Origin of the sequence: Desertihabitans brevis, assembly GCF_003327535.1 — a bacterium.
GTDB lineage: Bacteria > Actinomycetota > Actinomycetes > Propionibacteriales > Propionibacteriaceae > Desertihabitans > Desertihabitans brevis.
In genome coordinates this window covers 17,403-37,381 of record NZ_QOUI01000003.1, presented here as the reverse complement: position 1 = coordinate 37,381, position 19,979 = coordinate 17,403, and the positions used below count along the sequence as shown (strand labels likewise).

Sequence of the window (19,979 nt, the reverse complement as noted above, 5' to 3'; positions counted from 1 at the left end):
TGGAGCGTTGATCTACTCTCGAAGGGTCAACGACGACACGTAGGAGGAGCGACGATGCTCTTGGACCGGTTCCTGCGGAAGCCGACGGCGAAGGAGGCCACCCCTCCACCGATCTCGGCCACGCACCCGTCGAGCTACGCCGACCAGGTGGAGCTCGCGCTGATCGCTGCGGTCTTCACCACGGCCACCGCGACCGATCCCGCCTGCGAGCCGGACGAGATCCGCCGGGCGGTCGACCGCTGGCACCTGCACCGGGCGTGCCGTGCCGACAAGCTCACCCACATCACCGGCCTGGACGACTACGCCTTCGCCCGGGTCATGCGGAATCCCTGCCACCTGGGCGGACGTCCGCGCACCTGCGTGGTCCAGGACGCCGCGGACGCGCTCATCGCCGTCGGCCTGCTGACGTCCACTGACGTCGCCCAGCACCGCGAGGAGGCCCGGTCCCAGCTGCTCCAGGTGCGCGGCGTCGACGAGTCCACGGTGGGCCACTTCTTCGACGCGCTCGAGCTGCCGGCCGTCCCGCACGCCACCGTCTCCTGAACCAGCCGGACGTCCACGAGCCCTGATCTCGTGCGCCCGACCCCGTGACATCCGCCGAGCCGGACGGTTAACTGCGAGGCGAGGGCCGTGCCCTCGTCCAGACGACCCCACCCCCCTGAAAGGTCGCCATGTCTGGCTCTGCTGCGCTCTCCCGCCGTTCGCTGCTCCGCCTCGGCGGGGTCGTCGGCCTCACCGGAACCGTCGGCGCCGGTCTGGTCGCCCCGTTCCCGGCGGTCGCCGAGCCGTCCCGCACCCGCATCGACTACCTCGACCTCGACCCGGTCACCAGCACCACCCGGACGTCCCGCGAGGCCCGCCCGGTGGCCGAGTTCGCCGCCCGCACCACCAGCGCCTTCTCCACCCTCGCCGTCACCTGGACCGTCACCGACGCCCCTGCGCCGGACGTCCGATACCGGGTCCGCCGCGACGGCCGCTGGAGCGACTGGGGCCCGCTCGGGGATGGACCGGTGGGCCGCGTCGAGGGCACCGTCGGCCCCCGCGACGGTACGGACCCGATCTTCGTCGGGGACTGCGACGGCGTGGCCGTCCGGGTGCTCGACGCTCCCGCTGGCGACGTCGCCGACCCGCAGGTCGTGCTCATCGACCCCGAGCGGCTCGCCTCCGACCGCGAGGTGCCGGGTGACCGCCTCGGGACGACCGCGGCGCCGGCCCGTCCCGAGCTCACGTGGCGCGGCGGCTGGGGCGCGGATCCCAACCTGGGCAGCACCTGCCGCGGCCCGAACCCGACGCTGCACGCCGCGATCATCCACCACACCGCCGGCACCAACAGCTACACCCAGGCCGACTCGGCGCAGATCATCCGCGGCATCCACGCGTACCACACCAACACGCTGGGCTGGTGCGACATCGGCTACAACTTCCTCATCGACAAGTGGGGTCGGATCTTCGAGGGCCGCGACGGCAGCGTGGAGTCCAACGCCCACGGTGCGCACGCCGGCAGCTGGAACACCGACACCGTCGGCATCTCGTTCATGGGCAACTACGAGACCGCCGCCGCGACCACGGCGATGCTGGAGTCCGCCGCCCGCCTGGCGGCCTGGGAGCTCGCGCCGTACGGGCGCGACCCGGAGAGCCGGGTGACGCTGGCCGGCAAGACCATCTACCGGATCGCCGGCCACGGTGACGTGATGGCGACCGCCTGCCCGGGGCGGAACGTCATCGCCAAGATGGCCTCGCTGCGGTCGCGTACGGCGGCACTGATCGGCTGACCGCTGCGGCTCGGGGCCTCGCGGGGCCCCGAGCCGGGTCGCCGTGCGCCTCCAGCCAGGACAGCACGCCCGCGCGTAGTCCTTGGACAGCCCGTGGCCGCGGGTGTGGGTGGAGGCGCTGATCCGCCACCAGAACACCCCCGGCGGCGGGGCGGCGTCCAGGTCGAGGACGCCGTCGGTGAGCACCCACTCCTCGACCTCCACCCCTGCTCGGCGAACGCCGCCGCGAACGGCGGGAACCACTCCGGGTTCTCGTGCAGGGCGTAGATCGTCGGCCGGCTGATGTCGCCGTCCTCACGCTGGCTCCAAGGCGGATGCCTTCCGGTGGGTCGACGCTCGCGGACGGGTTGGCGTGCGCCGTCGACGTCCGCAAGGTCGGGGGATCCCGGCCTCGTGGTGACGTCTGTCAGCAGCCGCCCGGGACGGTGTAGTCCTGTGGGCCCAGATGCGTCCGCAGGGGTGGTCGACCGATGCCGAGGTGTGCTGAGCATGAAGTACCCCGACAACTGAGGAGAACCCCCGTGCCCCATGTGTCACGCCTCATCCCACCCGCAGCCCTCGGTGCGGCCGCCGTCCTGGTGGCCGGTCTGGTCCCGGCGTCCGCCGAACCGGCCGAGCAGATCGCCTGGCACCCCTGCTACGCCGACCTCACCGAGGGCCTGGAGTGCGCCCTGGTGCCGGCGCCGCTCGACTACGACGACCCCGACGGCGAGCAGATCGACCTCGCCATGGTCCGGCTGCCGGCGTCGGACCAGGAGAACAAGATCGGCTCGCTCTTCGTCAACCCGGGCGGTCCCGGCGGTTCGGCGGTGGAGTTCGTCGCCGCCGGCGGGCCGCAGCTGCAGGAGTGGATCGGCGCGGAGGCGTCCTCCCGCTACGACCTGGTGGGCATCGACCCGCGGGGCATCGGCCGCAGCACCCCGCTGGACTGCTTCGCGACCGTCGAGGACGCGCTGCCCGCGACCAAGCCGGGCGCCTTCCCCGTCGAGGACGAGGAGCTGCCGGCCTTCGAGGCCGCTGACCGCAATCTCGCCGAGGCGTGCGCGGAGAACGGTGGTGCCATCGCCGAGCACATGTCGACGGCGAACGTGGCCCGCGACCACGACCACGTCCGCGAGCTGCTGGGGGAGGAGAAGCTGCACTACTACGGCATCTCCTACGGCAGCCAGCTCGGATCGACCTACGCCAACATGTTCCCCGACCGGGTGGGTGCGCTGGTGGTGGACGCCGTGATCGACCCGGTGAAGTGGGCGAACCGTCCGGGCCGGCTCCCGTTCCTGACCGCGATCCGCTCCGGCGAGGGCGCCACCGAGACCCTCGACCGCTTCCTGGAGCTGTGCGAGGACGCCGGGCCGCAGACGTGCGCGCTCGCCCCCGACGCCCGGTCCCGGTTCGACGCGCTGGCCGAGCGGGTGCGGGAGGATCCGATCGAGCTCAGCGACCCGTCCACCGGTGAGGTGCTGGTGATCGGCTACGACGAGCTGCTCGCCTTGACCATGAACCTGCTCTACAACGCCCCGCTCTTCCCCCTGCTGGCCGAGCTGCTGGCCCAGCTGGAGGCGGGTGCCAGCCCCGAGGAGCTGGGACGCACCGCCCAGCAGGCCCAGCTGCTGCCGGACGCCGACACCGCGCGGTCGACGCTGGCGCAGTCCAGCGACGCCCCGTTCCCCGAGATCCCCGACACCGTGAACGCCAACCAGGGCTTCGTCGGGGTCGGCTGCAGCGACAGCGAGAACCCCAGCGACCACGACCAGATCGACCGGGCCGGTGACCGCTCAGTGCGTACCGACGGCCCCTTCGGTCAGGTGTGGACCTGGGCCGGCAGCACCTGCAGCGTCTGGCCCTTCACCGACGAGGACCGCTACACCGGCCCGTACACGAACCAGACCGCGGCGCCGGTGCTGGTGGTGGGCAACCGCGAGGACCCCGCCACCCGCTACGAGGGTGCCCAGTCCCTTCGCGGCCTGCTGCCGAACAGCGCGCTGCTGACCACCGAGACCCCGGGGCACGGGGCGCTCGGGGCCAACGTGTGCGCCGGGGAGCTGGTGGGGCAGTACCTGCTGGATCCGAACAGCGCCGGTGAGATCGACGGCCGGGTCTGCGCGATGGAGGGCAACCCGTTCACCGACGATCCGGAGGCCGCTGAGGGGCCGAACCAGCTGCGGCAGCTGGTGCGTGAGCAGAACGCGCCGCAGCTGAGCCTGACGCGTTCCTGAACGACACCGTGGGAGCGGCCGCCAGCCCGGACGCTGTGCGGCCCCTCTCCGCGCGTTCAGAAGGGCGCGGCCGACACTCCAGCCCGGACGCCTCGGAGGGCGTGGCGCCCCGTCGGGCCCTCGGTAGAGTGCCGCTGAAGCCGCCCGGCCCGACAGGCGAGTCAGCGCGACGAGCCTCCCACCCGTGCGGGAAGTTCCGTACTTCCTGGGGTTTGTCGTGCCATTGTTCCGCGGGTCCGCGGCGCACCTCCTCGAACGTGTCCGCGCTGACACGCTGGTGGACGTGCTGAGCGAGCAGTTCCGGCGTCAGGTCGGCCACCGCCCGAGCCCGGCCGAGCAGCGGTCCTGGCGGGAGAGCCTCGCCGTGCTCGCCAACGACCTCCACGACGCCGCGCTGTCCGGTGTGGAGATGCTCCTCGAGTACCAGTTGCCGCTCACCAGCAAGCGTGTCGACGCGCTCCTCTGCGGTACCTCGCCGAAAACCGGTCAGCCGGTGTATGTGACGGTGGAGCTCAAGCAGTGGAGCGAGGCCAGCATGCTGGTCGACAGCGAGGACGTCTGCGTCCTCCGCGACGGCAGCGAGCGACTGCACCCCGTGGAGCAGGTGCGGGCCTACTGCCGCTATCTCACCGACTTCGTGGCCGGCGCCGGCCCGAGCCTGCATGGAGCTGCCTACCTGCACAACGCTCAGGACGACGGCGTCCGGCAGCTCTTCGACCTCGTGCCCGACCAGCACGGCCGGCTGTTCACCGGCCAGCGGCGTGGCGAGTGGATCGCCTACCTGCGGACGCTCCTCAGCGGCGAGGGCGGAGCCGCTGCGGCCGACCAGCTGCTCTCGGCACGTGTCCGTCCCAGCAAGCAGCTGCTCGGTCTGGCTGCGGAGGAGGTGCAGCGACGCGAGCAGTTCGTGCTCCTCGACGCGCAGCGTCAGGCGTACTCACTGGTCATGCGCGCGGTCGAGCGGGCGCAGCGGCTCAACACCAAAGAGGTCCTCATCGTCACCGGCGGGCCGGGCTCGGGCAAGAGCGTCATCGCGCTCTCGCTGCTCGGTGAGCTCGCCCGCCAGGGCTACGCAGCGCTGCACGCCACGGGGTCGAGCGCGTTCACCAAGACGCTGCGCAAGGTTGCCGGTGCCCGGGCGCCGCAGGTGAAGTCGTTGTTCAAGTTCTTCAACAGCTTCGCCGACGCGCGGCCGAACGACCTCGACGTCCTCATCTGCGATGAGGCGCACCGTATCCGCGAGGTGTCGCACAACCGGTGGACGCCGGCGGCGCAACGCACCGGCCGACCGCAGATCGCCGAGCTGATCGATGCCGCCCGGGTGCCGGTGTTCCTGCTCGACGAGTACCAGGTGGTGCGCCCCGGCGAGATCGGGACGGTGGCCGACATCAAGGCGGCCGCCGCGGCCGCCGGGCTGAGCACCCGGGAGATCGAGCTGAACGAGCAGTTCCGGTGTGGTGGGAGCCGGGCCTACGAGAAGTGGCTCTACCAGCTGCTCGGACTGGAGCCCGGCGGCCCCGTCCGCTGGGAGGGCGACGACCAGTTCGAGCTCAGCGTCAGCCGCAGCCCGGCCGAGATGGAGGCCCGGCTGCGCAGCGGCTGGAAGCCGGTGACAACGCCCGGATGGCGGCGGGCTACTGCTGGCCGTGGAGCGACGTCCGCAGCGGTGAGGCGCTCAAGGCCGATGTGCGCATCGACGACTGGCACCGACCGTGGAACAACAAGAAGGAGACGACGGTCGGTGACGCGCCCGGCACGCCCTTCTGGGCCTCGGACGCCCGCGGCTTCGAGCAGGTGGGCTGCGTCTACACCGCGCAGGGCTTCGAGTACGACTGGTCCGGCGTCATCATGGGCCCCGACCTCGTCTGGCGAGAGGACCGCTGGGTGGCGCGGCCTGAGCACAGCCACGACAGCCAGGCCAAGAAGGGCTCACCTGAGGAGTTCGACCGGGCTGTGCGCAACACCTACAAGGTGCTGCTCACCCGCGGCATGAAGGGGCAGACGGTGTTCTCGACCGACGCCGAGACGCAGGCCCTGCTTGAGCGTCTGGTCGGCTGAGGCGAGGCTGGACCGGTGAGCGATCTGATCGAGCTGCGGGCTGCCATGCGGCGCTTCACCGAGGAGCGGGACTGGGAGCAGTTCCACGACCCGAAGTCGTTGCTGCTCGCCCTCGTCGGTGAGGTGGGGGAGCTGGCGGAGCTGTTCCAGTGGCTCCCGGCCGAGCACGCCGCCGAGGAGGCGCACGAGGAACCGCTGCGCGCTCGGGTGGGCGAGGAGATGGCCGACGTCCTTCTCTACTTGGTGCGTCTCGCAGACGTCCTCGACATCGACCTGGCCGCGGTCTCGCGGGCGAAGATGGAACGCAATGCGCTGAAGCACGCACTGCCAGGAGGCGCTCCTTCTCGCGGGGCGCCCCAAGCCCGGCTGTCTGACTGACAGGTGGCGCCAGCCGCGACGACGACCTCGCATAACCTTCTGCCATGGCTCAGCCGACCGCCCCGTTCGCTTCAGCCAGGTCCAAGCAGGAGGCCGTGACTCGCCTAGGTCTGCTCGCGACTGGCGCGCCGGGTGAGCTGGGTCGTGGCAGCAAGGAACGGAAGGCGCTGCTCGTCGATGTGGCGAGGCGCATGTCCCTGTCGTTCCCGAACGACCTCGGCAAGGTGGAGCTCGCCGAGACGATGGTTCGTCACGCCCGTCTGGCCTGGGACGAGAGCTGCTGGTCGGCGGGTGACACCGTCACCCTGACAGGGTTGAACCGAGTGCTGCAGGCGCTCGAGCAGGAGATGGGGCGGCCGTCGGACCCGCACCTCGATGAGAAGGGCACTGCAACGATGACGACCGTCGCCCCCGCGGCACCGCAGACCGAGGACGAGAGGCAGGCCGTCGAGCAGGAGATCAGGGACAACCTGGCGCACCTGTCAGGGGTCGGGCGCTTCCCGAGCGGTCGAGGCGGTCCGCTCCCGTTCGGTCCTGAGGACGTCGACTTCACCGGCTCCGCCTGGCTGCACCAGGTGATGGAGGTCGAGCCGTGGCTGTACCTGGTCTCGAGCATCAGTGGGCACACGCCCGACGAGCTGCTCAGCTCGCTGGTGCTCGGTCTCGGCTTCACTCGTCCGGAGGAAGCTGTCGAGCTGCAGCCCGACGGCACGAGGCGCCTGAACGCCGACGGCCTGGACTCCCTCCGGCGTCAGACCGACCGGGCGGTGAAGATCTACTCGGACGTCTTCGAGGCCGAGCTCGACAAGGACGCGCCGGACCTCGGGCGCGCCTTCCGGGCCTGGGAGGAGGCCTGGACCGCGGAGGAGGAGGCGGACGAGGAGGAGCTCGGTGCCGAGCCGGGGAAGGCGGTGCAGGCCAAGACGGGGTCGTGGAGCATCACAGACTTCGCCGCCCGGGCTCGCAAGCACCAGCTCAACCTCAGCCCGACATACCAGCGCGGCAACGTCTGGCCGAACACGGACGCCCAGCTGCTGATCGCGTCCATCCTGAGAGGCATCCCGTTGCCGTCGGTCATCCTGCTGAAGTCGACCGACGCCCAGCAGCCGTTCGAGGTGGTCGACGGGAAGCAGCGTCTGACGTCGATCCTGCGCTTCATGGGTGCCCATCCGGTGGCGCTGCGGCGGGTGGCGCAGTACGCGCAGCAGTTCCCCGAGGCCGACCTCGAGAATCTGTTCCGCACCGACTACCCGGCCTTCAGACGGGCGGTGGCCAAGGCGACCGGCAAGGCGCTGACCTCGGCCGAGGAGCGCGAGTACTACTTCCCGTTCCCACTCGGCCGCAACGAGAAGGACCTGCCGGGGGTGCTGCAGCAGATGGCCGGCCGGTACTACACCGAGATCGAGCAGGAGCGCATCGCGATCGCCGGGACGATGGAGACCTTGGAGGAGGTGTTCCAGCAGACGAGCGAGTACCGCATTCCGGTGATCATCTTCGAGGAGGCGACCCCTCGGCAGATCCACGAGGTGTTCAACCTCTACAACAAGCAGGGAAAGCACCTGAACGCCGAGGAGATCCGCAACGCCGTCTTCCACGACGTCCCGCTGACGTTGGCGCTGCTGGCAGCCGCAGGTGACGTGGACGACATCCACGACCCGAGGACCGTGGCAAAGGTGCTGACCCGTGTGTGGCCACAGGTCGAGTCGCTGTCGGACCACCTCGGCCAGTACGGCATGGGCAAAGCGCGCTACAGGCGGACCAAGATCCTCTCCTGGCTCTTGTCCCTCCTGGTCTTCGACGGGCTCACCGACGACGGCAAGCTGCGTCTCCGCTCCACCTCGCAGCACATCAACGCCTTCCTGCACCGGGTGCAGGAGAACCGTGCGGACCCCATGCGTCAGGAGGCCGTCGTGCAGCGCGCAGCGGTCACGCTCGCCTCGGCGGTCGAGGCCCATCTCGCGGCCGATGATGCGTGGGCACCCAACTTCCGTGGCGGCAAGGCCGCCTGGGAGGAGCTGACGCTGGTCGCCTCCCTGCTGGGCGTCGCCCTGGCTCTGGTCGCCGACCCCGACGGGATCGACAGCCGTCTCGAGGACGCGGCGGACGAGCTCGCCCGGAGCACGGCCTCGAAGGAGTGGCGGCGACCCACGAAGACGCAGACGAAGGAGCAGTGGCGCTTCATCGCCACGGTGGCCCTGGGGATCGTGGAGACGCTGGGGCTGACGCCTTCGCAGGCGGACGAAGCCGTGCGGCAGGCGCTCGGAACGTCAGGCGTCCGGACGCTGGTCGCCCTGCGCGCCGAGCATCAGGAGGCGTCGGGCCAGGGCAGGCCGTGAATCCGTTGGCACCGTTCATCCTGCACCCCGAGCCGAGGCCTGACCCGCTGCCGACAGGTTGGTGGCCGCAGTACCGGGAGCTGTGCGGAGGATTCCTCACCTCGACGGCGCTGGATGTCCTGAGCAAGGACGCCGGCTACGTGGTCGACCGATGCATCTTCGGTGCGGGGCCGCCGCAGACTGAGGGCTGGCCGTCGTCCCGGTCCAGGCAGGGCATCGTCATGGGAGCGGTGCAGTCGGGCAAGACGGCCTCCATGCTCGCGGTCAGTGCGATGGCGCTCGACCGAGGCGTCGACCTGGTCGTGGTGCTCGCGGGCACCCGCCTCTCGCTCTGGCGGCAGACCTACGACCGCCTGACCGCACAGCTCCTCGTGCCCGGGGAGGGCCGCGACTGCGTGCTGATGCCTCGGACACCTCCGCAGGCTGGCTACCCAGGCGGTGCAGCAGCAGCGTACGAGCGTCCCGAGCCCTTCCTCCGACGAGCCGTCGGAAGAGGTCGACCGCTGGTCGTCGTGGCGCTCAAGGAGGTGCACCACCTCATGGGGCTCGCCACGGTGCTGGTGGAGCGGCTGAAGCCGACGGTCGACGGGCTGGACCGGCCCTTCCACATGCTCGTCCTCGACGACGAGGCTGATGACGGCTCGGTGCTGGACGCCCGGGGCGAGGCGCTCGGAGGGCCAGACGCGTCGCAGAAGCAGATCCCGCGCGCGATCGTGCGGCTCTGGGAGGGATGGCAGGAGGCAGGCTCGACCTGGTCACCGAACTTGTACGCGACCTACGTCGGGTACACCGCGACTCCGCAGGCGAACTTCTTGCAGGAGGCGGTCAACCCGCTGGCGCCCAAGCACTTCGTGGCCGCTCTCAGGACGCCGCTCGACCACGGCCAGGTCACACCTCGTGCGTCGACGTTCTTGGAGCCGGCAGGACGGTCGGCCTACTACACCGGCGGGGAGGTCTTCTACCGCCGGGCCGCCGACAGCCTGATGGTCGAGACGGATCGGCCGGGTCCAGCAATCGACGCACCACTCGGAGCGGCAGTTCGTGCCTTCCTCGTCGCCGGTGCGATCAAGCTCTGGCGACATCGACGGAAGGACGCCTCGGCGGGCCGCCCGCTCGCGTCCACGAGCCTCGACCAGCTCCGTGGGACGCTGTTCCGCAGCCGTGAGGAGGCCCTGCAGCACAGCCCGCCGGTGCACTGCATGCTGGTGCACCCGTCGGGGCTCGTCGCGGACCACTTCCAGACCGCTGACGAGATCGTCGCATGGTCCTACGGAGGTGTGGCACCGGACGGGCTTCCGCAGACGTCGCGCAGCCTGTCCGCGGAGGGGTTGGCGAGGCAGGTCGAAGAGCAGCCGGAGCTGTGGAGGGAGTGGCTGACGTCCTACACCTCCTCCCGGCAGAACCTGGCCACCGAGCTCGGGACAGCAGGGGCGGGGCCGTGGCCCGGCGGCGACGACTGGCCGGAGATCGAGCGGCTCCTGGTCGAGGAGGTGGTGCCGGCCACCCGGGTCGCGGTGATCAACGGTGACCCGGATGCCGACGACCGCCCCAGGTTCCAACCCGAGCAGCAGGAGGACGACGGCTGGACGGCCGCCCCGGACCTGTGCACCATCTTCGTGTCAGGCAACGTGATGGCCAGGGGTCTGACGCTGGAGGGGTTGACCACCACCGCCTTCAGCCGGGTCTCGAAGAACCCGCTGGCCGACACCCAGATGCAGATGCAGCGGTGGTTCGGCTACCGCGGTGCCGACCTCGACCTCTGCCGGGTCTTCCTCACCCGGGCGCAGCATGACCTCTTCGCCCAGTACCACGACAACGACGAGGCGCTCAGGAGACATGTCGTCGCGCTGATGGATGGCAGCGGCGACGCCCCGTCACCGCTGGTGCTGCAGGGCGAGCTCTTCGAGGCGACAGGGAAGATCACCAACGTCAGCAGCGTCCCGCTCCGGCCAGGGCCGGCGCCCTTCCTCACCCGCATCAACGAGGGTGGCGACCCGAACGTCGCCGTCCTCGAGGACGTGCTCAGCCGACCGCACCACCTCGTCGGTGGCGCGACGGTCGAGGACGCCAGGGGGCTCATGCTCGACGAGCGCCTCACCCTGAGGGACGTCGCACAGCTCCTCGAGTCGATGAGGTACTCGACCTACGCTCCTGCACCTGACGGGTGGCAAGGGCGTCGTTGGGCGGCCCTGGCCGCGCACGCCGGCATCACCGAGGAGGCGCTGCTGCCCCTGTACAGACCGCCGGAGACTGCCTCCCCCACCCTCGAGGACACGTTGGAGTGCCCGTACTCCTGGGCGGCGTACCTGCGGTTGTGGGATGCGTGTCTCGAACGGCACGCCCGTGGCCTGGTCGACCCCATCACCGGACGCCCGTGGTCCACCGTCGACCTGGCAGAGAAGTCGCGTCTCAGGCCGAGCTTCCACGTGGGTGTCCGCTTCGGCGACGGAGGTGCGGAGTCGCTGGGTCCGGCTGCCATCCGGCCCATGCTGCGGACGACGAAGGACGGTCATCTCACTGCCCGGTGGGGGAGCCGGGGCACCGGCGGCTCCTATCCCGGAGACCTGTACTTCGACTACTTCGACCGCGGGCTAGCCGCACCGAGCAGCTCCTCCGGTGAGATGACGTGGAGGCCGGAGGGCCATCCTGGTCTGGTCCTGCTTCACCCGGTGCAGCTGCGTGACGGGCGACTCACCGTTGCGATCGCACTGGGCCTGCCCGACGGAGGCCCCGAGCAGTTCGCGGCGGCGGCGACGAGAGGACGTGCGTGAGGAGCTACGAGGAGATCAGGGCCTCGGTCCGCGATCTGCGGGCCGCTGCTTCGGGAGCAGACCGCGCGCTGACCTGGGTGGCGCCGGAAGCACTGGCTGTGGCGAGGACCAGTCGCCAGCAGGTCGAGATCTTCATCCCGGGCGCTCCGCTGCGGGCGAGCGTCTCGACGGTCAAGGAGCACCTGGACCACCGGACCTGGTACCACGGGCACGAGCCGATCGACGCGAACCGCATCGTCATCCCGCACGGCCCGGGCTACGACCAGATCGCTGCCGTCATCTGCAAGGAGCTGATCGACGCCGGTGTGGCAGAAGACCGTGAGGGTGCGTTCACTGCGTGCGAAGGTCTGATCGCGGTCGCGCTCGACCCACTCGTCCGCCAGGATGACGCCGTCCTCGGGCTCCTCGGCGAGCTGTACGCCCTGGAGGCCCTGGTCAGCCGCGCCACGGACGACCATGTCGTCACCGTCCTCGATGGTTGGCAAGGTTGGAAGCCCTCGCTCCGCGACTTCGAGCTCGGCCGGGTGGGTGTCGAGGTGAAGGCGACCCGGAGGCCAGATTCGCAGCACCGTCTGCAGGGCCTTCACCAGGCAGAGCCGACGGTGGTCGACGGGGTGAAGGAGCAGCTCTTCCTGCTCAGCCTGGGGCTCGAGGCAGCCGACGAGGACACCGAGGGCAGCATCAACCTGCAGGACATGGTGCGCCGCATCGAGGAGCAGCTCGCTGAGCGAGGCCTGGCGGCCGAGCACATCGAGGGCTTCCGCACACACGTCCGCGACTACCTGAGAGGGCTGGATCCCACGTCGAGCCATAGACCAGCGTGGTCAGCACCGCACGTCGTCCGGTTCGCCCGCCTCTACGACATGAATGATGAGAAGGTGCAGGAGGGCGTGCTGCGCTCGTCCCAGGTGTCGAGCAGCAGCTTCGTGGTCCAGTCTTCGATCACCTACACGATGAACCTCCCGCCGCGGGTGAGCGGTGACCTCAACCCGACAGATGGGCCGAACCAGTTCGCCCAGCGGCTGCTCAGGGCGGCTCTCGGCTAGCTGGCGAGGATCGAGGTCTGCAGATCGAGGGCGTCGGAGCCGGGCGACGGGTCGAAGGCGGCTGGCGAGAGCGCATCCGAGACGAGATGGCTCGGTGCTGAGGTGACGGCGCGCACCAGACGGTCCGGCAGGTCAGCGGCGTCTCGGAGGACATGGCTGCGCAGCACGTGCCACACCGCTCCGACGGCGACGCTGTTGCCGGTCTGGCGGTAGGAGGCCGCGTCTGGCTGTCCTCCGAAGTCGAAGCTCCGCGGTAGACCTTGCAGCCGCGCCGTCTCGTGCGGGGTCAGACGGCGTCTGCCCGGTCCGTAGATGGACGTCTGCGTGATCGCCACCAGCGCCGGCAGGTAGGTCGCAGCCTTGGCGCGGATGCCCGAGGGGCGCATCTGCAGGAGGGTGTCCCACAGAGATCGAGCGCCCTGGGCCTGCCACTCCAGCTTGCGGCGTGTCGCGGGAAACTCAACGAGCTCCGGATGGTCCTTCCTCCAGGCGTCGATGGTGAGCTTGTTGCGCTCGTAGAAGCGGGCGTTGCGGAGAAGGAAGCCAGCCTTCCACCTCGGCAGCGCCGACAAGTCGCCGAGGTCGCTCTCGAGCACCCAGCTGTCGGACCACAACGGGAACCCGGGCAGGGTCACGCCGCGAGCGTGCAGACGCTGCACGAGGTCGTCCCAGACGTCGATCCAGCGGACCTCTTCTGCGCTCAGGCGGTACCGGGCGGCGGTCGGCTCCTCGTCGAGGATCCACTCCGTGCGCCAGCTCGCCGGGTTCCAGCCGTCGACGGCCACGGGGTTGACGACAGGGTCTGGCTCTCGGCCGGCCGCTAGCTCTGCGGCGGTTCGTTCGGGGCCGATGTAGGTGCCGCAGATGAAGACGCGGTGCCGTACCTGCGGCGTGCCTCCGCTGCTCGGAGGGAGGAGGTGCGGGGAGAAGACGGCCGGACGGCTCGACACCCGGTAGCCGATCTGGCGGAGCGTCCGGATGATGGTGTCCCACTCATGCGCGTGCCGTGGCCCGGCGAGGTTGCGCACGTTCTCAAGCACGATCACCGGAGGCCTGCGCTCCTGCAGCACGCGGGCGATGTTCCAGAACAAGGTCCCGCGGGTCTCGTCCATGCCCCGCTGTGCGCCCGACTTGGAGAACGGCTGGCACGGGAAACCCGCGGTGAGGACGTCGTGAGGAGGGACGTCGACCGGGGCACCCTCTGCGGTGTCGAGGTTGATGTCGGTGTTGATACGCGGTCGCTGGTCGGGCGGCAGAGGCTTGACCCAGTTGTTCACGTAGACGGCTCGAGCGGCGTCGTCGATCTCCGACACGTAGACGCAGCGTCCGCCGGCGTGGTGGAGCGCGGCATGGAAGCCCCCGACGCCGGCGAACAGGTCGGCGAAGGTGAAGGGGCTGTCAGGCATGCGATGAGCTTAGCCTTACGGACTGACGGATCCAAGGAGCAGGGCGGAGCGTGGTGGCCACCTTCAACGTGCCGGCCCATCCCGGCTCGTCCTCGGACGACGTGTCGGCGCGCATGTCGCGCGCCCGGCGGCGCGACACCAGCGCCGAGCTCGCCCTGCGCCGGGAGCTGCACCGGCGCGGTCGTCGGTTCCGCGTGGTCTTCCGAGTGCCCGGCAACAACCGCAGGACCATCGACATCGCGTTCACACGGCAGAAGCTCGCCGTCTTCGTCGACGGCTGCTTCTGGCACGGGTGCCCCGAGCACGGGAACAAGCCTGCAGCGAACCGCGAGTGGTGGCTGGCTAAGCTCGCGGCGAACCAGGCACGTGACGCTGATACCGATGCCAGCCTGCAGACGCAGGGGTGGGTCTCGCTGAGGGTTTGGGAGCATGTCCCAGCAGGCGCCGCTGCAGATGTCGTCGAGGCCTGGCTCGACCGGCTGGACAGCCGTGCGGCGTCCACCACCACGCCACCTGGTTCAGCGCGAGCGAGTGGGATCGGACGAGACCGCTGAGGCGTGCCTGCGACCGGGCATCGCAGGCCCGCTCTAGTGTGCGGGTGTGGCCAGTGGAGACGCGTGGACCGCGGAGGAGATCGAGGTGGTCCTGGAGAGCTACCTGGCCATGCTCACGATGGAGCTCAGCGGTCAGCCATATAACAAGTCCGCTCACAACGAGCAGGTGCGTCAGGTCGTGCAGCGGTCGAAGGGCTCTGTCGAGCGTAAGCTGCAGAACATCAGCAGCATCCTCCGCGATCTGCAGGCGCCGTTCATCAACGGCTACAAGCCTCTCCCGAACGTTCAGGGTGCCCTGCGGACCGCGGTGACCGAACGGTGGGTGGCGGCCCGCGATCTTCACGCTCTGACGACGAGAGCGCTCGCACGGGTGCCGTCTCCTCGCTGGGACGTGCAGGTGCTTGGGCCGCCGGCGGCCGCACCAATCATCGAGCTCGATGAGGCGAGGTGGCACGAGCCGGTCGGCAGGCACATCGACTTCGTCGCCCTGGAGGAGGCGAACCGAAGCCTCGGGCTCGCCGGTGAGCTGGCAGTCCTCAAGACCGAGAGGACTCGGCTCGTCACTCTGGGCAGGCCCGACCTCGCCGACCGGGTGGAGCATGTCTCGCAGACGCAGGGTGACGGGCTGGGCTTCGACATCTTGTCCTTTGATTCGGCCGGATCGGAACGGCTCCTCGAGGTGAAGACGACTCGTCGGAGCCAGTTCACGCCTTTCAGCGTGACCCGCCATGAGCTGGCTGTCAGCCAGAAGGAGTCGGAACGCTACTCGCTCGTCCGGGTCTTCAACTTCGAGACTGCGTCTCAAAGTCACTACCGGCTGGCTGGCGACTTGGGCCAGGCCTGCCGTCTCGCACCCACGAACTGGGACGCTGTGCCTCGCTGAGCTCTGCTTCGCCATGCATCGCCGCGGTCAAGTCTCTATGGACGGCCCGCAAGACGGCTGGGCACGCCAGCCATGCGACTGCAAGGAGCAGCCCGGCCCTGCGAAACAGCGATGACGGTGTGCGGAGCCGTCATCCGCGGAGCTGACGGGTGCCAGTACGAGATGGGCGCAGGTGGGAGGGGCACTTGCCAACGGCTCCTTGCTCAACCATCGGCGGATAGGTGGGCTGATTGGCTGAGCCCCGACCCCGCATAGGCAGACATCTGACTATTGACAGGTCTAGACAGGCAACTTACGGTCGGCCTGCACGGCATGACGTGATCTGATCCGTAGCCGAGTCATCACCTCGCTCCTGATTCGTCCGACCCCCGGATGGTGCAGATGTCCACTCGCTGGCTCCGACGCATGCTCGTGCTCGGGTCTGCCACCGCTGCGCTCCTCCCGGCCGTTCTGCTTGGGCTGGCCGCGGCTCTGGCTTCCGCCTCAACGCTCACGATCGCTGACGAAGGCATCGCGGAGAAGGAGGTGGTCTTCCACCTCCATCGCCTCGCGCCGGCGGCCACTGACCAGTCCCGTCGCACTGGCCGGGACGCCTCCCGCCTCCTCGCGGAGCAAGCGGTCAACCAGATCACCGCCGACCAAGCCCTTCTCGCCGTCGCGCGCGAGCAGGGCGTCCTCGAGGAGACTGACTTCGCCTCCCTCATGGAGCTCCGTGAGCAGACGAACAGCGATCGCGCCGAGGCGGTCCGCCAGGGCGAGGTCGTCTACGGCCTCACCGAGTTCGACGACGACGAGTTCTACGACCACCTGCTCGCTGCGGCCCGGACCGAGGTCGGCCAGCGGCTCAGCGACGAGCCGGGAGACCCGCTGCACGCCACCGAGGCCGACGTCGAGGCCTACTTCGCGGCCCACTCCGACCGCTGGCGCACCAATGCCACCCGCTACAACGCCGTCACCCTCACTGTCCCGGCCGCCGACGCGAAGAGCCCGGGATGCCGCGAGCTCCTCACCGGCGACATCACAGCCGGCGGGCTCAAAGACCTGAGCAGCTGCCGGACGGCCACCACCGAGCAGACCGTCCTCGACGGGTCCGATCCCGCCCCGCAGCACTCCCCGCAGTCCCGCCTGCTGCAGACCGTCAGCACCCTCGACGTCGGCGCGGTCGCCCCGGCCACCAGCACCACCGAGCACGTCCAGCGCGTCGGGCTGCTCGACGCCGAGACCGACACCGCCGCCGCCCTCGAGCAGTACCGCCCCCGCATCCGCCAGGCCCTGCTCGACGAGCAGCTCACCGCCTACCTCGACGAGCGCCGCGCCGGCCTCGACGTGGACGCCGATCTCGACCGCCTCACCGCCCTCGCCCAGGAGACCCTCTCGTGACCACCCTCCCCACCCGCGCCCGCTCGGCCGTCGCCCTGCTGGCCGTCGTGCTGCTCGCGCTCGCCCTGCCCTGGGCCACCACGCCTGACGCCCGCGCCGCCGACCCCGAGCCGACTCCCGCCACCGAGGCCGAGACCGCCGACTGGCCGGGCAACAGCGCCAACCCCTACGGCGGCATCGACTACTACCTCGACGCCACCAGCGGCGATGACAGCGCGCCCGGCACCTCGCCCGAGGACGCCTGGCAGAACCTGACCCGGGCCAGCGAGCACACCTTCGCCCCCGGCGACCGGATCCTGCTCAAGGCCGGCGAGTCCTGGCACGGCCAGCAGCTGTGGCCCAAGGGCGACGGCGCCGAGGGGGCGCCGATCACCATCGACGCCTACGGTGACGCCGAGGCGGCCAAGCCCTACATCGCCGCCGATGGCACCACCCCGAGCCCGTTCACCACCGGCACCACCAAGAACCCGGAGACGGTCGGCACCACCGGCGCGATCACGCTGCGCAACCAGCAGTACTGGGAGATCCACCACCTGCAGGTGTCCAACGACGACGACTTCGAGGTCGACATCACCGAGGGCAACATCGTCCGCGACGGGATCTCGATCACCATCAACGCCGACCTGCTCTCCGACGGCGACGACCTGGTCATGGACCACTTCCGCATCAGCGGCGTCGACGTGCACCACATCGACGGACCCAGCACCTGGCAGCAGATCCACTACGGCGGCATCGTCTTCCAGGTCTTCGGCGCCGACCGCTACGCGAACTACCAGGAGAGCGCCTACTACTTCCAGGACGTGCGGATCGAGGACAACACCTTCCGCACCGTCGAGCTGCACGCCATCCAGTTCGCCTTCAACTGGTTCTTCGACCGCGACGCCGCCTCCGGCCAGTACGACGAGACCGGCAAGTTCCACGAGGGCTGGGAGCAGCTGTGGGTCCGCGAGCGCGACCTCTACAGCCGCGACGTCTACATCGGCCACAACTACGCCGAGAACATCGGCCAGGGCGCCATCCAGCTCGCCAACACCAAGGACATGGTCGTCGAGTACAACGAGATCAACGGCTACCTGCAGCGCTACGAGGGCGTCTCCTGCGCGCTCTACCTCTGGGCCGGCGCGGATTCGGTGATGCGCTTCAACGAGGTCTACGGCGGACCCTACGACGAGTACGACGGCACCCCGTGGGACCTGGAGTACACGAACTTCAACGTCACCTACGAGTACAACTACTCCCACGACAACGCCGCGGGCTGGATGGCCTACATGGGCAACAGCTCGAACTCGGTCGCCCGCTACAACCTCAGCGTCAACGACAACGGCGTGCTGGTGAAGAACATGCTCTCCACCAACTACTCACCCACCTACTTCACCAACAACGTCTTCGTCTACGACGCCGCGCAGATGGACTACGTCCACGACGAGACGTTCCTCGACACCGTCTACTTCCTCAACAACGTCTTCTACAACACCTCCACCACCACCCCCACGCCGTGGTCCCGCCGCGACGACGCCTTCCGGCTGACCCGCTTCTCCCACAACGCCTTCTACGAGGCCGGCGGGGTGCACTCACCCGACCAGCCGGCCGACGCCGACGCCGTCACCGCCGATCCCCAGTTCGTCGGCGACCCGGCCGACTACGACCGCGACGGCGGGGTGGAGGACGTCGTCGACTCCGCGGCCCACTTCCAGCTCCGGCCCACCTCCCCGCTCATCGACGCCGGCCGTTACAACCCGAACGTGGGCGACGCCGACTTCTTCGGCACCCCGCTCTACTACGGCGACGGCATCGACATCGGCCTGCACGAGAGCCCGATCGGTGAGCAGGTGACCAACCCGGTCGACGACGACCCGATCGAGGAGGAGGGCCCGGGCGAGCGCCCCAACCTCGCGCTCGGGGCGAACGCCACCGCCAGCTCCACCCACCCGCACAACAACTTCGCGCTCAAGGCCGCCAACCTCGTCGACGGCGACCCGACCACCCGCTGGGCCGCCGCCGACGACGCCACCTACCCGATCAGCCTCGAGCTCGACTTCGGCCCCGCGACCACCTTCACCGAGGTGCAGCTCGACGAGTACACCGACTCCGGCACCAACCCGCGGGTGCAGACGTATGAGCTGCAGCGGCTCGACGCGGCGACGGGGGAGTGGGTGACCTTCGCCGAGGGCGGTGACGGCATCGGCCACGACCACGTCGTCACCGACTTCGGCACCATCTCCTCCACCGGTCTGCGGGTGCTGCTGACCTCGTTGGTCGAGGGGGAGCAGTGGAGCCCGACGATGACCGAGATCGAGGTGTACGGGCCGGCCGAGGCACCTGACACCGACCCGCAGGTCGACCCCGCGTCCGCCACCTACGACGTCAACGCAGCGACGGCCGACGACCCGGCCAACCGGGTGGTCTTCGGCGTCGAGCTCGACGGCGACGAGCTCACCGGCGTCCGCTACATCGGCCCGGAGGGCAATGTCCTCGGCAGCCTGGGCGCCGACGACTACACCTTCGCCGACGGCGAGCTGACGATCGCGCGGGAGTTCCTGCTCAGCCGTCCGCTCGGATCGTCCGGGCTGCGGCTGGAGTTCGCCTCCGGCCAGACCCGCGACGTCAACCTGATGCTCCTCGACACCACCGACCTCACCGCCGCCGTCGGGGACGCCCGCGCCTACGCCCCGGTCGACGGTGACGACTACGCCGCCCTCGCCAGCGCGCTGGAGGTCGGCGAAGACGTCCTGGCACGGGTGCGAGCCCCCGGTGCCGGCGACGTCACCCACACCCAGGTGGTGGAGGCGGCCGAGTCGCTGCGGCAGGCCGTCGACGCCTACGCCGAGGCCGCTGGTCCGCAGCTGGTGCCGGTGTCGGAGCCGGTGCTGCGCGGACAGGCCGAGGTGGGTCAGACGCTCGTGGTCGCGCCGGGCCGCTGGCGCCAGCCTGGCGTGCGCACCAGCTACCAGTGGCTGCGCGACGGCGTCCCGGTCGAGGGCGCCGACACCCGCCAGCACAAGGTCACCGAGGCCGATGCCGGCAGGACGCTGTCGGTCGAGGTCACCGTCACCAAGGCCGGCTACGCGCCGACCCGGGTGTGGACCGATGGGGTGCCGGTGGATTGAGACCGGTCGGGTCCGCCGGGCGCGGCGAGCCCCCGCCTCTCGGCGGGCGTGCCCGGCGGACCCGCCTACCGA

At 69.9% G+C, this 19,979-nt stretch carries 12 protein-coding genes and 1 pseudogene; 12 read left to right on the top strand and 1 reads right to left on the bottom strand.

The features are described from left to right. Positions 1-54 precede the first annotated feature (54 nt). From DT076_RS05690 to DT076_RS05650, 8 genes and pseudogenes are all read left to right on the top strand, one after another. Complete coding sequence (locus tag DT076_RS05690) at positions 55-543, top strand: hypothetical protein (protein WP_114125711.1); 489 nt, start codon at positions 55-57, stop codon at positions 541-543. A gap of 128 nt (positions 544-671) precedes the next feature. Continuing rightward, positions 672-1,772, top strand: coding sequence for a peptidoglycan recognition protein family protein (locus DT076_RS05685; protein ID WP_114125710.1), 1,101 nt, complete (start codon positions 672-674; stop codon positions 1,770-1,772). A gap of 521 nt (positions 1,773-2,293) precedes the next feature. Next, entirely contained in the window at positions 2,294-3,988 is a 1,695-nt protein-coding gene (locus DT076_RS05675; protein ID WP_158548055.1) for an alpha/beta hydrolase, read from the top strand. 409 nt (positions 3,989-4,397) lie between these two features. Next, positions 4,398-6,046, top strand: a pseudogene (locus DT076_RS20350) (DNA/RNA helicase domain-containing protein). Positions 6,047-6,061: 15 nt separating this feature from the next. Further along, a complete protein-coding gene (locus DT076_RS05665) occupies positions 6,062-6,424 on the top strand; it encodes a nucleotide pyrophosphohydrolase (protein WP_233493682.1) in 363 nt (120 codons plus the stop codon). Between the two features lie 44 nt (positions 6,425-6,468). Continuing rightward, a complete protein-coding gene (locus DT076_RS05660) occupies positions 6,469-8,760 on the top strand; it encodes a DUF262 domain-containing protein (RefSeq protein ID WP_147264069.1) in 2,292 nt (763 codons plus the stop codon). Next, complete coding sequence (locus DT076_RS05655; protein WP_114125707.1) at positions 8,757-11,531, top strand: Z1 domain-containing protein; 2,775 nt, start codon at positions 8,757-8,759, stop codon at positions 11,529-11,531. The genes DT076_RS05660 and DT076_RS05655 overlap by 4 nt, the downstream gene beginning before the upstream one ends. Positions 11,532-11,629: 98 nt before the next feature. Further along, on the top strand, positions 11,630-12,577 hold the full coding sequence (locus tag DT076_RS05650) for a PD-(D/E)XK motif protein (protein ID WP_158548054.1): 948 nt from the start codon (positions 11,630-11,632) through the stop codon (positions 12,575-12,577). On the opposite strand, the gene dcm is transcribed toward DT076_RS05650, so the two are convergent. Further along, positions 12,574-13,983, bottom strand: coding sequence for a DNA (cytosine-5-)-methyltransferase (gene dcm, locus DT076_RS05645; RefSeq protein ID WP_114125705.1), 1,410 nt, complete (start codon positions 13,981-13,983; stop codon positions 12,574-12,576). The genes DT076_RS05650 and dcm overlap by 4 nt on opposite strands. A 50-nt stretch (positions 13,984-14,033) precedes the next feature. Here dcm and vsr point away from each other — a divergent pair, with 50 nt between their 5' ends. From vsr to DT076_RS05625, 4 genes are all read left to right on the top strand, one after another. Further along, positions 14,034-14,537, top strand: coding sequence for a DNA mismatch endonuclease Vsr (vsr, locus tag DT076_RS05640; RefSeq protein WP_233493680.1), 504 nt, complete (start codon positions 14,034-14,036; stop codon positions 14,535-14,537). 46 nt (positions 14,538-14,583) lie between these two features. Continuing rightward, on the top strand, positions 14,584-15,420 hold the full coding sequence (locus DT076_RS05635; protein ID WP_114125704.1) for a DUF3883 domain-containing protein: 837 nt from the start codon (positions 14,584-14,586) through the stop codon (positions 15,418-15,420). Positions 15,421-15,945: 525 nt separating this feature from the next. Further along, positions 15,946-16,800, top strand: a complete 855-nt coding sequence (locus tag DT076_RS05630) for a hypothetical protein (protein ID WP_147264068.1) — start codon at positions 15,946-15,948, stop codon at positions 16,798-16,800. Continuing rightward, a complete protein-coding gene (locus tag DT076_RS05625) occupies positions 16,797-19,907 on the top strand; it encodes a discoidin domain-containing protein (RefSeq protein WP_114125702.1) in 3,111 nt (1,036 codons plus the stop codon). Before DT076_RS05630 ends, DT076_RS05625 begins: the two co-directional genes overlap by 4 nt. Positions 19,908-19,979: the final 72 nt, after the last annotated feature.

What these genes read in the sequence shown, in the direction of transcription:
- DT076_RS05660 (WP_147264069.1), top strand. Translation starts at nt 6,469, where the DNA reads ATGGCTCAGCCGACCGCCCCGTTCGCTTCAGCCAGGTCCAAGCAGGAG.
- DT076_RS05690 (WP_114125711.1), top strand. Translation starts at nt 55, where the DNA reads ATGCTCTTGGACCGGTTCCTGCGGAAGCCGACGGCGAAGGAGGCCACC.
- dcm (WP_114125705.1), bottom strand. Translation starts at nt 13,983, where the DNA reads ATGCCTGACAGCCCCTTCACCTTCGCCGACCTGTTCGCCGGCGTCGGG.
- DT076_RS05685 (WP_114125710.1), top strand. Translation starts at nt 672, where the DNA reads ATGTCTGGCTCTGCTGCGCTCTCCCGCCGTTCGCTGCTCCGCCTCGGC.